Raw genomic sequence first — 15,523 nt, 5'->3', positions numbered from 1 at the left:
TTCCGCATCAGTGAAACGCAAAATTTTCGGCTGGTGGGGGAGAAAGTCCGGCCCCCGCTTAAGAAGAGTGAAATAGGCTGCGGCATAGCGGATGGATCGGCCCCCGGATCTTCGGATTCGGGGGTTTGTCGTCTGCCGGGTTGTTGCGATAAGGGAAACAAGGTAAAATAGGGAAACAAACGGCAGCCGGGCGCGTGCCCGATTCAAGACCGTTTGAATACGCTCTCAAGGCGGTCCGGATTATGAATGGGATTCATCTCTACGAAAGCAAACATACGGAAAGCTACGAAGTGAAAATTCATCATCACGACAGCGTGCAAATTTTATATGCGATCGAAGGGCAGGGCAGCATATGGCTGGACGGACAGCAGCATGATTTTGCGCAGGACAACGCCGCTTTTATCGTACCTTATTCGGAGCATGCCGTCTCTTCCGATTCCCACTTGACGCTGCTGGTGCTGGCGTTCGACGATCCGGCGGGGCAAGACGGCGTATACGAGCGTTGGAAGCCGTATTTGTATTCGCGTTCGGAGCATCTGAAGCTGAATTCGTTCCAAGCCAGTGAGATGCGGCTGCTGCTGCGCAAGCTGCTGTTCGAGCAAAAGCAGGCCGATCCGCTCAGCGGCTGGGCTATGCATAACCTGCTTCAGGATATTTATCTGCTGCTGGTGCGGGCCAAGCAGTCCAGGCAGGTTCAGGACGCGAACGGCCTAAGGGCCGAGCGGATACGCAATTATATCGATTTGCATTATTATGATTCGATCACTTCCGAAGAGCTTTCCGGGAAGCTCGGGATCAGCATTCGCCAGATGAACAAAATTTTCAAAAAAGAATATCAAATGACCCCGATGCAGTACTTGACGGAAGTCAGGATGGCGCTGGCCAAAAAACTGCTTGCGGAATCGGACAAGGATATCGTGTCGATCTGTTTCGAGGTGGGCTATGAGTCGCTGCCGACGTTTTACCGGGCATTTAAGATGGCGATGAGCATGTCGCCGAATAAATACCGCCAGCAGCATCAGACGACGGCCGAATAACTTATCTAGAATAATGTCGTTGTGAAACCGCTTTCCAAAAAAGTAGGGCATTCACGCCGGCTTCGCATAAAAGCGTCTGATAGGAGAACAATAACGATGCATAAAAGACAAAGGATGAGATCGTATTGAACCTTATCAGAATCCCGGTTATTGTCATCATGGCTCTGCTTCTCAGCTTGCCTCGGCCGAATCCGGCGTCCGCCGCTCCTTCCTCAATGCCGCTTGAGGCTTTGCAAGAGGAAGGGGTTTATATCGAAATCAACAAGCGCAGCAATTCGCTGATCGTATTCGTTAACGGGCGGGCGCAGTATTATTTTCCGGTAGCGACGGGCAGAAGAAAGGAGCTTACACCGGTCGGCGAATTTCATATTGTGACCAAAATTGTAAAGCCGTACTACGTGCGCAAACAGATTGCAGGCGGTCATCCGAACAATCCGCTCGGCACGCGCTGGCTTGGGTTAAGCGTTCCGGGAACCGGAGGATACATGTACGGAATCCATGGAACGAATCGGCCTTACTCGATCGGCAGCCATGCTTCCTCGGGATGCGTCAGAATGCATAACCGCGATATTGAATGGCTTTATCGCCATATTCCTCTTGGAACCAAAGTCATTGTCAAAGAAAAATAACGAACGGAACCCGCGTATAGAAGAACGGCAATCGGACATACTATTATCAGCGGTGAAAAGAGAGGTGTGGTTCCGTTGAACGTTTCAACGAAACAAACCGGGAATATTGTGATAGACTCCAGATAGAAGCGGAGGGATGTGCCAAAGACACGTTAGTGTAGTACACGTACTGCAATAAAGTGAATGAGGTAATCGCTAGCTTTTGGAAGGTATCGAGGCAAGATTCAAAATCAATTCACCGCGAAAAGAACCCTGCGAAGGGTTCTTTTTCTTTGCAGCGATTATTTCTCTGGCTCATCTTGCTCCGCAATAACGAGATCATGCGTCTCGACTCGCGTTATGCCGTTTGCCCCGTCCACGAAAACAACCCGCGGCTGCAACCCGCTAATCTCCCGCTCGTCGAACAAGCCCAAACTCAAAATAATGACGATATCTCCCGGCTGAAACAGATGGGCCGGAGGGCCGTTCAAGCAAATTTTGCCCGACCCTTCGGGAGCGGCGATGGCATATGTTTTCCATCTCGTCGCGTTCCGCAGACTCGTGATTTGAACCATCTCATACGGATGGATATTTGCTTCCTTCATCAGCTTGGCATCGATGGTAATGCTGCCGACGTAATCGAGCCGAGCCTCGGTGACGGTCGCGCGGTGAATTTTTCCCTTGCACATCATTCTAAGCAACTGCGGTCAACTCCTGCCCCAAAAAGTCTATGCTCCCATTGTATGAAGCAGCCCGCGCCGATGTTCGCATTTTCCGCCTATCCGTTAGGTACCAGCCGTTCCCAAATGGAGATCCTTGTGTATCGTAATAGAGGGTCCATAGCAATTGCATCCCTTCAAGTTAATACTGGTACGAATTTGAAAAAAAGCGGTGATGCATTCATGCAAAAAAGGCTGCTGGTCTGCTCACGCTGCGGGCGGGTGGAGCCGCTACAGCTGAAGGCGGTTTGCGATTGCGGAGGCACAATGCTCGTCAAGTACGATTTGGAGAGCATTGCCGCAACGGTAAAAAAGGCTGACTTGTTAACGAGAGGCAATTCGATGTGGCGGTATGCGGAATGGCTGCCGGTTTCCGATCCGGCGTCCGTCGTCAGCTTGGGCGAAGGCGGAACGCCGCTTTTGCGGATGGACGCTATGCAGCGGCGGTACGGCGTGCAAGGCGTCTATGTCAAACGGGAGGAGCAGAACCCTACCGGCAGCTTCAAAGCGAGAGGCTTTGCCGCCGCCGTGTCGCTGCTCAAGGAGAAGGGCGTTGCAAAAGCGGCCGTTCCGTCGAACGGCAATGCCGCTTCCGCGCTAGCGGCTTATGCTGCCAGAGCGGGAATGGAAGCGGTCGTCATCGTACCGGGCGACTGTCCGGGCATGATCATCGAGGAATGTATACGCTATGGAGCCCATACGTATCAAGTTGACGGACTCATTCACGATGCGGGGCGCATCATTGAGGACGGCAAGCAAGAGCAAGGATGGTTTAACGCAGGAACGCTGCGGGAGCCGGGCCGCGTCGAAGGGAAGAAGACGATGGGCCTTGAGATCGCCGAGCAATTGGGCTGGAAGCTCCCCGACGTGATCATTTATCCGACCGGTGGGGGCTCAGGAATTATCGGGCTGTGGAAGGCGTTCCAGGAGCTTAGGGAAATGAACTGGATCGAAGGCGAGCTGCCGCGGCTGGTCAGCGTGCAAGAAGCCGGCTGCCAGCCGATCGTCGATGCCCTGCAGGCCGGATCGGCGGGCGAAGGGGCGGTCGCCAGCGAGAACGCCACATCCAGCCCGACGGGCCTTAGAGTGCCGAAGCCGCCGGACGGCAATCTGGTTGTGTCGATTATTAGGGAGACGGGCGGCACAGCCGTTGCCGTGAGCAAGGAAGATATCCGCAGAGCGCAGACGGAGCTGGGGCTCCAGGGGATTTCTTCATCCCCCGAAGGGGCAGCGGCCTGGGCCGGGTTTGCCCGGCTGAGGGAAGCGGGATGGATCAAACCGGCGGAAACCGCCGTCGTGTTCAATACTTCCCATGCGGATAAATATATCGATTGGATTCCGCGGGTCGCTCCTGCGGTGGTCAGGACTTACAACGATTTGAAGCCTTTGTATGAGAGCAGGCGGCGCGGGTAACGGGCGTCCTGCTCTTTTTTTTGATATTGAAGACGAAGGCTGACGGCAGTGAAACAAGCCAAGTTCGGATTTGTGGGGGTAGGATGGGGCGAATCATGTCAAAATTCCGATTTATTTACACATTTTTCACATTTTTATCATAGTTTTATCATGAATGTAGGCTATGTTGATGTTATGTTGGTGCGCTGTAACATAAGCACCCCGATTCGATGGACCTTGAGCAACAAGGCATTTCTTCTTTGGGAGCGTTTCCCGCAGGAAGGAATACGGACAAGAATACATGGAGGTATGTAAATGATCAGGTGGATCCAGAACGTATCCAAGAAGTGGGTGTTCACTACCATCGCGGTGATTGCGATCATTGCCGTCGTAGGTGGAACGCTGACGAATTGGGGAGGTCCGAAGCAAGGACAATCTGCGGCGCCGGGCGGCGGGCAGAGAGGAGCAGCCAGACAATTTCCCGTAGAAACGCAAATCGTGAAAAAATCGGATGTCGGCGGAGGCCAAGTGTTTACCGGCTCGATCACTCCCCTTTATACTACGAACGTTTCTTCCCGTATTTCCGGCCGAGTGACGGAATTGATGGTTAAGCCGGGGGACCGTGTCAAAGAGGGAGATCCGCTTGCCAAAATCGATACGACGCAATTGGAGCAGCAGATCGCCCAATCCCAAAGCGCTTTAGCGGTGAGCGCAGCACAGCTGCAGCGTTCCACCAACGATCAGGCGAACAGCGCGGCGACGGCGGAGAAGCAGTTGGCGGTTCAGAAGGCCAATCTGGAGAAGGCGATTGCCGACCAGCAAAATGCGGTGGCGTCTGCCAAGCAGCAGGTTGCCATCTCTCAGGCCAACTATAATAAAGCGCTTAACGACCAGCAAAACTCGATCGCCACGGCGAAGCAGCAGGTCGCCATATCGCAGCAGAACTTGAACAATGCGATCACTACATACAATACGAACGTAGCGAATGCGCAGAACACGCTGAATGCGCAGCAGGACAGTCTTCAGACGTCTCAAGTCAACTCCAGCAATTCCGTCGAATCATTGCAGCTGAAGCTGCAGCAGGCGATTATCAATTACCAGAACGTGAAGGAATCGTCGGCGAACAAGCAGAGCGATCTGGATAACGCTCTGCAGAAACTGCAGCAGGCTCAACTGGATCTTGATCAGGCGCAGCAGACGACGCCGAGCGCTTTGACCAACGCCACCGCATCGCTGTTGAAAGCTCAAGGCGATCTGGCAGCGGCCGAAAACTCACAGACGGTTCAAGTCGCTCAGGAGCAGTTGAACCGGGACAGCATCTCTTTGGCGAACGCTCAAAATACGCTGGCCGTCATTTTGGAATCGAACCAGCAAACGCTGCAAAAGGATCAGCTCGCGCTGTCTAACGCCGAAACTTCGCAGGAGCTCAGCTTGAACGTCTCCAAAGCGCAGGTCGCACAGTCGGAGCAAGCGCTGCAAACGGCGCAATCGACGGATGCGATCACCGTCAGCAGCGCGCAGTACAGCCAGGCGGAAACGAATCTGCGCCTGCTCACCGAGCAGCTGCAGGACGGCGTGCTGCTGTCCCCCGTCGACGGAGTGGTCACGGCGATTAACACGCCCGTCGGCCAAAACGCCGGCAACAACGGCAATATCGTGTCCATTGCGGCGACGAACCCGACGCAGGCTTCCGTCAACGTTCCCGAATCCAGCATCGGCAAGCTTAAGGTCGGTATGGAAATGAAGGTGAACGTGCCGACGCTGAACAAATCGTTCGAAGGGGTTATCTCTGCGATTCGGCCGACGCTCGATTCGGTAACCAAGGCCTATGGCGTCGATATTCAAGTTAACGACCCGAAGGGCGAGCTGCTTCCCGGAATGTTCGCTTCCTCCAGCATGAAGAGCGAGGGACGCCAAGCGATTATGGTACCGGCCGACGCCGTGCTCAGCCAGCCTAACGGAAACGCCGTCTTCGTAGTCCAGGATGGGAAAGCGAAGAAAGTCACGGTCAAGATCGGTACGATGACCAGTGCCCAGTTCGAGGTGACAAGCGGTCTGAACGAAGGCGATCAAATCGTCGTGAAGGGGCAGGAGCTGTTGTCGGATAAAGCGTCCGTTCAAGTGGTGCAGCCCGGGCAGGAAGGTCAGCAAGGCGGCCAGAAGCAGGGCCAGGGCCAACAACAAGGAGGGCAAAAGGGCCAAGGACAGCAGGAGAAAACCCAGGGCGAGAAAGCCCAAGGCGAGAAACCGCAATCCGGCGGAGAGCAAGGGGAAAAGGCGAAAGCGCAGGGCGAGAGGGCTCAAGGTGAGCGGCCGCAGGGCAATCGTCAACCGAACTCGAACTCCGGATCGACCGGCCAAGCGGGAGCAGGTGGAGGACAGTGAATTTAGCGAATTTTTCCGTCAATCGTCCAGTCACGATTTTAATGATTATGATTGCGTTAACGATTTTGGGATCGATCGCTGCGCCGCTGCTGCCGGTTGATTTGTATCCTAACATGGAGATACCGACGGCGACCGTCTCGACCAGTTGGTCCGGAGCTTCTCCCGGCCAAGTGGAGAATCAGGTGACGAAGCGGATCGAGGCCTCCATGGCGACGATAGCCAACGTGTCGTCGGTTACGTCCGTGTCGCGGACGGGCAGCAGTAACGTCACCGTCCAGTTTAATTTCGGGACGGACATCAGCGAAGCGACGCTGACGATGCGCGACCGTCTCGACCGTGTCCGCCGCCAGCTTCCGGCCGATGCGGAGGCGCCGGTCGTCTCCAAGGCGGACCCGAACAGCCAGCCGATCTTGAGTTTGTCGCTCTACGGCAAGGACGTGGACCTCATCACGCTGCGCGATCTTGCCGACAACGTAGTCAGCCCGGCGGTACAGCGCGTCGAGGGCGTCGCTTCGGTAGGCGTAAGCGGCGGGCGCGTGCGGCAAATTCAGCTGCTGCTGGATCAAGACAAGCTGACTCATTACGGAATTACGTTTAGCCAGGTTACCCAGGCGCTAGGCAACGACAATCAGTCGACGGATGCCGGACTTGTCTATAAAGGCGAGCAGCTCGTTCCCCTCCGGATCAGCGGGGAGTTCCAGTCCACCGCCGAGATTTCCAAGGTCAGGGTGTCGCTGGCCAGAGGTCAATCCATCGAGATCGGCGAGCTGGGACAAATTGTCGATTCGTTCCAGGACGTTACATACGATTCCCGTCGGAACGGAGAGCAGAGCGTAGGCATCTCCGTGCTGAAGCAATCCGACGGCAATACGGTCAAGGTAGCGGATAATATCCGCGAGGCGATGGACGAGATTCAAAGCAAGCTGCCGGACGGCGTGAAGCTTGCCGTGCTCAACGATTCGTCGAAATTCATTAAAAGCTCCATTAATACGGTGATCGAGCATACGCTGCTCGGAGCGATCTTTTCCGTCATCATTCTGATGCTGTTCTTAAACAGCATTCGCGCGACGCTGATTATCGGCGTCGTCATCCCGATTTCGGTCATCAGTACGTTCAGCATGATGTACTTCTCCCATCAGACGATCAACACGATTACGCTGGGCGGTCTGGCTCTCGGTTTAGGTTCCCTCGTCGACTTCGCCGTCGTGGTGCTGGAGAGTATATACCGGAAAAAAGACGAGGGGTTGTCGCCCGCGGAAGCGGCCAAGCAGGGGACGGCCGAGGTTGGAACCGCCGTATTGGCGTCGGCTTTGGCGCAAATCGCCGTATTCGCGCCGACGCTATTCATTAACGGCATGATCAAAAATTTCTTCGTCCCGATGGCGCTGACGGTCAGCTTCTCGCACATTGCCGCACTGTTCGCGGCGATTACGCTCGTTCCGATGCTGGCGGCCAAAATTTTGACGAAGCATCATGACGAGTCGCTGCCGGAAGGGCGTTCCTATAATCCGGCCGTTTGGTTCGGACGCGGGATGAATCGTTTCACCCGCGCATATATCGGCTTGCTGCGCTGGTCGCTCGGCCACCGCTGGATCATTATTTTGGTTACGGTGGGCATGCTCGGGGGCAGCGTCTATCTGGCGAAATTCGTCGGCACCGAGATGATGCCGAGATCGGACGAAGGCCAGTTAAATATTAACATCAGCTTGGCGCAAGGGACCAAGTTTGAAATTACGAATGCGCTCACCTCCAAAATCGAGGAGCAGCTCAAAAGCATCCCGGATATCGACACGATCTTTACGACCGTCGGCAGCTCGGGAGGAGGAGCCTTCCAGAGCTCCGCGACCAACTCCGCCAACATCAGCGTAACGCTCAAGCCGCTGGATGAACGGAAGCTTAATACGGATCAGGTTGTGGAGCAAATCCGCAATATGACGCAGGGCAACCCGGGAGCGCAAATTAATGTTAACAGCCGTTCATCCGTCCGTCTGCCCGGACTCGGAGGAGGGGGAGGCGGCGCCGACATTACCGTCAATTTGAACGGTCCGGATACGGCCGTCCTGAGCAAGCTCGGGGACATGGTGGCCGACGAATTGCGCGATATTCCCACTTTGCGCAGCGTGCAGAATACGCTGGAACGCAGCATACCGGCCTACGATATGACGATCGACCGCGATGCGGCAGCGTATTATGGCATCTCCGTCCGCGAAGTAATGACGGCGGTGCGTACCGCCTATCAAGGTTCGGTCGCAACGAATTTCAAAACCGGCGATTCGCAAATTTCCGTACTGGTGAAGTATCCGACGGAATTTACGAACAATCTGGAAAACCTGAATCAAGTGGTGCTTACTACCTCCTCCGGAGCGCAAATTCCGCTCAGCGCGATCGCCAAAGTCGTACCCGGTTCAAGTCCGGCGCAAATTCGCCATACGAATCAACAGCGGCTTACTACGGTGCAGGCATCGGTATCGGGAGCGGCGATCGGAGATGTGGAGAAGGCGGTGCAGGAGAAGCTGGACACGATTCAGCCGCCGGACGGGTACACGATTTCGTTGACGTCCAAGAGCGAATCGAACAGCACGTTCAGCAGCTTGTACATGATGCTCGGCCTGTCCGTCGTACTCGTTTATATGGTTATGGCGAGCCAGTTCGAGTCGCTCTACGGCCCGTTCATTATTATGTTCTCGCTGCCTCCGACGTTTATCGGAGCGATTCTCGGTCTATTCCTGACCCACCGTACGATTAATATGAACTCGGTGATGGGGATGATCATGCTGATGGGGATCGTCGTTAACAATGCGATCGTACTCGTGGACTATACGAATCAGCTTCGCAAGAGGGGCTATACGCTTTTCGACGCTCTTATGGAAGCGGGCCGGATTCGTCTGCGGCCGATTCTGATGACGACGGCAACGACCGTGCTGGCCATGCTGCCGCTGGTCATCGGCTTCGGGGAAGGCGCGGAAGCGCAGGCGTCGATGGCTACTGTCGTCGCGTTCGGGTTGACGCTGTCGACGATGGTTACCCTGCTTCTGGTGCCTGTTGTGTATACGCTCATGGACGGCATGATGGATTTCTTCCGCAGCAAATTGAAGCGCCAAGCCCCTCCAACCCTGCCTGCCGATCGTCCGAATGTCTGATCCGCATAGGGGATACGAGATATTCTATACATGGAGGAGAGAATGAAAAATGGTTAGGAACCATCGGAAAAATATACGCAGCCGAGCGCCCTTCTATATGCTGATCGCGGCCTTGCTGATGCAATTGTGGTTGGGTACGGGCATGGCCTTGGCGGAGGACACCTCCGCCGGCGAACCGGCTTCTCCGGCTGCAGAATCGTCCGCAGCGCAGGCGCAGACGGCGCTTCCGTCGCTCGGTATCGTTCAGGTTGCCGGGGGCTTAAGCCACTCGGTCGCTTTAAAAAGCGATGGCAGCGTGTGGACGTGGGGGGATAGCCTTCACGGCAAATTAGGTACGGGACCCAATGTGTTTCGTTACGCGCCGAGTCAGGTAAAGGAATTGTTCGATATCAAGTCCATCTCCGCAGGGATGAACCATACGCTGGCATTGCGCAAGGACGGCACGGTATGGGCCTGGGGTCAAAACGATAAAGGGCAGCTCGGCGACGGAACGACGACCGATCGTCCTGAGCCTTTCGAAATCCCCTATTTGCGCGATGTCGTGGCGATATCCGCCGGAGGCAATTATTCGATGGCGCTTAAGAAGGACGGTACCCTCGTTACGTGGGGCGACAATTCCAAAGGTCAGCTCGGCCTCGGCGACAGCAGCTACACCGACAAGCTCGCGCCGAATCAGCTGGCTTATCCGACGAATGTGCTGGCTATCGCCGCAGGGAGCAGCCACGCGCTCGCGCTGCTCGACGATAACAGCGTGATCGCTTGGGGAGACAATACGTATGGCCAGCTCGGCAATGCGGTGACGGAGACGAAAACCGACCGCCCGACTCGGGTCAACTACACTTACGATACGAAAGCGATTGCCGCCGGCAGCAATTTCTCGATGCTTCTGAAGGAGAACGGCAAAGTATGGACATGGGGCTATAACAGCTCCGGTCAGCTCGGCAACGGCAATACGACGGACCGCAATTTCGCCGCCGACGTGCTGGGGATATCCGACGCCGTAGCCATCAGCGCAGGAAATTCACATGCTCTCGTGCTTCATAAAGACGGAAAAGTCAGCGCTTGGGGGCTGAACAATTACGGTCAGCTCGGCACCGGCGATTACAAAGAGAGCACCATCAATTTGAATATCGACAGTCTGAAGGATGTCGTCTTGATTAGCGCAGGCGCATTTCATTCTTTCGCAGTCAAAGCCGACGGCACCGTATGGGCGTGGGGGAACAGCTCGCTCGGCCAGCTCGGCGACGGAGCGGCGACAAGCCGGATTTTACCGACGTTAATGCCCAGATTCTCCCTTCTGGTAAAACCGCCCGACCCTTCCATGGAAGGGAAATACCATTACGAGAATGAAGTGCGGCAGCGTGCGCTGGCCGCCGGTGACAGCTTTACGGCCGTCGTAAAGAACGACAAGCTGTGGACTTGGGGCGAGAACATATATGGGCAGCTCGCACAGAGCGGCAGCGCCGGTCACAATAAGCCGGGCGAAGCCGCGGACTTATCCGCAATCGCGGCGCTGGCCGCCGGCAGCGGGCATACCGCCGCGTTGAAGAGCGACGGCACCGTATGGGGCTGGGGGCTTAATTTAAGCGGCCAGCTCGGCGAAGAAGCTTCGCTCGGCCGAGGTACGCCCGCGGCGCTGGCGCAGTGGCGCGATGTCACGGATGTCGCGGCCGGGAACGCGTTCACTTTGGCGCTCAAAAAGGACGGCAGCGTATGGGCCGTTGGCGACAATACGTTCGGTCAGCTGGGGGACGGCACGTCCGTGAGCCGCAGCGCCCCGGTGCAAATTCCCGGATTGATGCGGATTAAAGCGGTCGCCGCCGGGTTTAACTTCGGTCTGGCGCTGGCCGATGACGGCACGGTGTGGGCGTGGGGAGACAACAGCAATGGCCAGCTCGGCGACGGGACGACGATGATGCGGCGCAGCGTGCAGCAAATCATCGGTCTGGACGGAATAACCGCCATTGCCGCCGGCAAGAGCCACGCGATTGCGCTCAAGAGCGACGGCACGGTATGGTCGTGGGGCTATAATGCCTTCGGCCAGCTCGGCGACGATACGAATACGAACCGGATGCATCCGGTGCAGACGTCGGGCATGAACAAGGTCACCGCTATCGCCGGAGGCGCGTTCCATACGCTGGCCATCCGTGCGGACGGCATGGTATGGTCGTGGGGCTATAACGCCTTCGGCCAGCTGGGCGATAATACGACGACGAACCGCAATCATGCGGTTCAGGTTCAAGGCCTCGGCGGCGCTGTGGAAGTCGCCGCCGGCAGCGCACATTCCGCCGCGATTACGGCGGACGGCACGGTGTGGACATGGGGCGGCAACATGTCCGGGCAGCTCGGCGACGGTACGTACAAGAACCGTACCGTGCCCGCGGCGGTGACCGGCTTCGTGCGCGCGCTAAGCGATACGGCCGGTCACTGGGCGGAGGCTGCGATTGCCTCCGCGCTGGAGAAAGGCTATGCCGACGGGTATCCCGACGGCACGTTCCGGCCCGACGGCGCGATGACGCGCGCCGAGTTCGCCAAGATGATCGCTGCCGCCGCTTCCTTGAAGACAGCTCCGGCGGCGGACGGGCAACCTTGGTACAAGCCGTATGCCGACGCTTTGACTGGGGCGGGCTATTATACCGAAGATGAGGCGGCTCAAGCCGCTTGGAACGAGCCGATCACGCGCGGGGAGATTGCGGCGATTGCGGTCCGGGCAACGAACGCCGATTTGCGCAAGGACCATACGGTCGTGACCGAGGATTTCGCCGTGCAGGAGGCGGTGCGTCAAGGTCTGCTTCAAGGGTTGGACGACGGCCGTCTGGCGCCGGAAGAAACGACGACCCGGGCCCAGGCGGTGACGATCATCGAGCGCATGCTGGCTGCGAACGCCGGAGTCAAGCGGTAGAGGACCGCTCTTTCCCGGGTGACGGGAAGGGCGGACAGCGTGCCGCCTCGTGTGCAGGCGGTCCCATATAGAATGACGAAGAAGCAGAGAGCCGAAGTCGGTCTCTGCTTTCTTTGTGTTTACGCGATGCTGCAGCCTAAAAAATAATCGTTGACAGAACGGAAATCGCGCCATAAAATAAACAAAAAACCACAAAAATTATCAAGAAACAACATTTTGATAAGGAGTAGATTCCGATGAAGCATCCGTTATCGTTTCGCCCGGACGGCACGTTTACTATTGTTCAATTTACCGATGTACATATGAAAGCGGGCGGTGAGGCCGATCTCGCCACGACCGCGTTGATGGAGTCGATTTTGGAGGCCGAGAAGCCGGATCTTGTCGTGTTTACCGGGGACGTGATCGAAGCTAACGCTTGCGACGATCCCATAGCCCGTTTTACCGGAGCGATATCGGTCGTGGAACGGACGTCGACACCGTGGGCGATCGTATTTGGCAACCATGACACGGAATCCCGCATTACCCGCCGACAGCTTATGGATAAGGCGGTTTCTTTCCATTGGTCGGTGGCGGAGCATGGTCCTGACTCGGCGAGCGGGGAAGGCAACTACGCGCTGACGGTTACGGGAGCGGACAATCGCCCGGCCGCCGCTTTGTATTTCCTTGATTCGGGCAGCGTATCTCCGAATCCCCGGGTTAAGGGCTACGGATGGGTTCACCGCGATCAGATCGCCTGGTACGAACATGACTCCCGCCGCAAAACCGCGGATAACGGAGGAACGCCGCTGCCGGCGCTAGCCTTCTTTCATATTCCGCTTCCGGAATACCGTGACGTGTGGGAGAACGAATTATGCTACGGGCATCAGTATGAACGGGTATGCTGCCCGAAAGTAAATACCGGGTTGTTCGCCGCCATGGTGGAGATGGGGGATGTGATGGGCACGTTTGCCGGTCACGACCATACGAACGACTATTGGGGCAGTTTGCACGGAATCCGTCTCTGCTACGGGCGGGCGACAGGGTATAACACTTACGGGCGAGAGGGGTTCCCGAGAGGAGCGCGGGTAATCCGCTTGCGCGAAGGCGAGCGAAGCTTCGAATCCTGGCTGCGTCTGGACGACGGGACCGTAATAGCGAATCAGCCCGAGCACCGGCCGGATGAGCCGGCAGAGCGGCGATAGCATACGAGCGGCTCTCAAGCCGTCGATACCCTATTTGGGCGCGCTGAGCGGCGTAGGTCCGACCGGCCGCCGCTCAGCACTGGGGGCGCGCACTTGGGATTCGCGCGACGGCCGTCTCTTATCCAGCGGCCATGTCGTACCGTCTGTTGCACATGATTGACCTCTTGTTTGTGAACCTTGTCACAAGCCGCTTTAACGAGGCGCTTCGCTATATGGGCGATTTGCGGACGGCTCCCCTTGAAATATGGCCCGGAAGTCCCTGTGCCGCGGTCTGGAAACAAGAGCGAGCATTGACAATGTCTGCAAAATATTATAGGTTTATTATCAATGATGAGCTATTTCGTTCAACAATATTGCGAAGAGGTTATTACTATGAGCAAGCCGTCGGATACTGCCTATACGTTTATAAAAACGAGAATTTTGGACGGAACCTATCGTCCCTCCCAGAAGCTGACGGAGGTTCAGCTGTCTGAAGAAATCGGGGTCAGCCGCAATACGGTAATTAAAGCGCTGCTCAAGCTGGAGCAGGAAAATTTGATCACGATCGAAAAAAACAAAGGGGCTACGATCAAATCGTTCTCTTTGCAGGAAGTCGTGAACTATTTGGAAATCCGCGAGGCGCTTGAAGGGCTTGCGATCCGTTCGGCGGTCAGCCGCATTACGGATCGCGATTTGGGCTTGCTGGAGCAAATCCTGCGCGATATGAAAGACATGCTGGAGAACGGCAGATTTGACGAGTATTCCAAGCTGAATAAAAGCTTTCACGAAATGATTTATGCGGCGTCGGTAAACCGGCAGGCCGTAGAGATGATCGATACGATTAAGACGCAGCTGAACCGCTTCCACTTCAAAACGATTCTGGTGCCGGGAAGAAATCATGAATCGTATATGGAGCATACGCGGATTTTTGACGCGCTGCGCTCGCGCGACGAAGACGGGGCGGAGAAACGGGTCAAGGAGCATGTCGCCAATGTAAGACGGACGATTAAGGATAACTACCGGTATTTGCTGTAAAACCGTCCAATCTATGAAACGAAAAAGCTGTCCCAGCCGTTACGGGCATAAAGGGGACGATATGAGGAAGGGCAAAAAACCGCCGCAAGGGGCGGTTTTTTGCCTTTTTGTCGTTAAACGGCGTTTAAAACACGGAATTTTATGGATTGACAATCAAGTTCAGGGATAAGTATAATCAAATACGTAATACAAGATTGTTCAACAATATTGTATAATTTTAATAAAGGAGACTGGACACAATGGATGCGATCGAGCTGCTGCAAGGGGCATACGATCTTCACGTTCATTCGGGACCCGATATTTTGGACCGTAAAGTGGACGATTTGGAGATGGCCGAACGTCTGGCCACACTAGGCATGAAAGGTTATGGCATCAAATCGCATTATTTTTGCACGGCGGAGCGGGCAAAGATCATTAACAAGCTGCATCCCGGATTTCATGCCGTCGGGGCGGTCGCATTGAATCATTCGATTGGCGGCTTAAATGCGCTGGCCGTAGAAATGGCGGCCCGCGGTGGAGCGAAAATCGTCTGGATGCCGACTTTTGACGCAGCCAACGAGCAGGAGCATTTTCACAAAAACAAGCCGGAAAAGCTGCCGCATTGGGCTAAGCTGCAAATGGAGCTGATCGCGCAGGGGAAAACGCAATCAAGCATATCGGTGCTGGAGAACGGCAAGCTGAAGGCGGTTGTGCACGATATTTTGGATGCGATTGCACAGCATGACCTGGTGCTGGCAACGGGGCATTTGGGCATCGGGGAGATTTATGCCGTAGTCAAGGCGGCCAAACAGCATAGGGTTCGGAAAATCGTCATCACACACCCGAATTTCCCTTCCATCCGTTTGTCCAAGGAGCAGCAGAAGGAATTGACGGGGCTGGGCGCTTGGATGGAGTTTTGCTTTACGACGCCGTATTCGGGGAAAACGACCTGGGACGAAGTGTACGAGCAAATCCGTTATGTAGATCCGGCAAATTGCATCATTTCCACCGATCTCGGACAACCGAACGGACCGTATCCCGATGAAGGGCTGCGCATCTTTATCGCCAATTTGCTTGCCAACGGTTTCACTGTGCCGGAAATTAAACAAATGACCGCCGTCAATACCGCTTTTTTGGTTGAAAGCTAAGCTAAATTTGATTAATAC

The 15,523-nt window shown here is 55.7% G+C and carries 10 protein-coding genes; 9 read left to right on the top strand and 1 reads right to left on the bottom strand.

Features of this window, described 5'->3' with window-relative positions:
* Nucleotides 1-242 precede the first annotated feature (242 nt).
* Both SK3146_RS06375 and SK3146_RS06370 read left to right on the top strand, forming a co-directional pair.
* Nucleotides 243-1,037, top strand: a complete 795-nt coding sequence (locus SK3146_RS06375) for an AraC family transcriptional regulator (protein ID WP_249864295.1) — start codon at nt 243-245, stop codon at nt 1,035-1,037.
* A gap of 215 nt (nt 1,038-1,252) precedes the next feature.
* The gene (locus tag SK3146_RS06370; protein WP_375295494.1) at nt 1,253-1,666 is read left to right on the top strand and encodes a L,D-transpeptidase; all 414 of its coding nucleotides are present in this window, start codon (nt 1,253-1,255) and stop codon (nt 1,664-1,666) included.
* Nucleotides 1,667-1,947: 281 nt separating this feature from the next.
* Here the strand turns inward: SK3146_RS06370 and panD are convergent, their stop codons facing one another.
* Nucleotides 1,948-2,346: an aspartate 1-decarboxylase gene (gene panD, locus SK3146_RS06365; RefSeq protein WP_249864293.1), complete on the bottom strand. Its 399-nt coding sequence runs from the start codon at nt 2,344-2,346 to the stop codon at nt 1,948-1,950.
* Between the two features lie 201 nt (nt 2,347-2,547).
* Between panD and SK3146_RS06360 the strand changes: the two genes are divergently transcribed.
* From SK3146_RS06360 to SK3146_RS06330, 7 genes are all read left to right on the top strand, one after another.
* Nucleotides 2,548-3,777 carry a threonine synthase gene (locus SK3146_RS06360; protein ID WP_249864292.1) on the top strand — a complete coding sequence of 410 codons (1,230 nt, stop codon included), beginning with the start codon at nt 2,548-2,550 and terminating at the stop codon, nt 3,775-3,777.
* A 294-nt stretch (nt 3,778-4,071) separates the two neighbouring features.
* Complete coding sequence (locus SK3146_RS06355; RefSeq protein ID WP_249864291.1) at nt 4,072-6,141, top strand: efflux RND transporter periplasmic adaptor subunit; 2,070 nt, start codon at nt 4,072-4,074, stop codon at nt 6,139-6,141.
* Entirely contained in the window at nt 6,138-9,281 is a 3,144-nt protein-coding gene (locus SK3146_RS06350) for an efflux RND transporter permease subunit (RefSeq protein WP_249864290.1), read from the top strand. The genes SK3146_RS06355 and SK3146_RS06350 overlap by 4 nt, the downstream gene beginning before the upstream one ends.
* A gap of 49 nt (nt 9,282-9,330) precedes the next feature.
* Nucleotides 9,331-12,183 (top strand): RCC1 domain-containing protein, encoded by a 2,853-nt coding sequence (locus SK3146_RS06345; protein WP_249864289.1) that lies wholly within the window; start codon nt 9,331-9,333, stop codon nt 12,181-12,183.
* A 236-nt stretch (nt 12,184-12,419) separates the two neighbouring features.
* The gene (locus SK3146_RS06340) at nt 12,420-13,364 is read left to right on the top strand and encodes a metallophosphoesterase family protein (RefSeq protein WP_249864288.1); all 945 of its coding nucleotides are present in this window, start codon (nt 12,420-12,422) and stop codon (nt 13,362-13,364) included.
* Nucleotides 13,365-13,736: 372 nt separating this feature from the next.
* The gene (locus SK3146_RS06335; RefSeq protein WP_249864287.1) at nt 13,737-14,378 is read left to right on the top strand and encodes a GntR family transcriptional regulator; all 642 of its coding nucleotides are present in this window, start codon (nt 13,737-13,739) and stop codon (nt 14,376-14,378) included.
* A 239-nt stretch (nt 14,379-14,617) separates the two neighbouring features.
* Nucleotides 14,618-15,505: a DUF6282 family protein gene (locus SK3146_RS06330; RefSeq protein ID WP_249864286.1), complete on the top strand. Its 888-nt coding sequence runs from the start codon at nt 14,618-14,620 to the stop codon at nt 15,503-15,505.
* Nucleotides 15,506-15,523 lie beyond the last annotated feature (18 nt).

The sequence above is a fragment of the Paenibacillus konkukensis genome, assembly GCF_023523925.1.
GTDB classification, from domain to species: Bacteria; Bacillota; Bacilli; order Paenibacillales; family NBRC-103111; genus Paenibacillus_S; species Paenibacillus_S doosanensis.
This window is presented reverse-complemented; position numbering and strand designations above follow the sequence as displayed.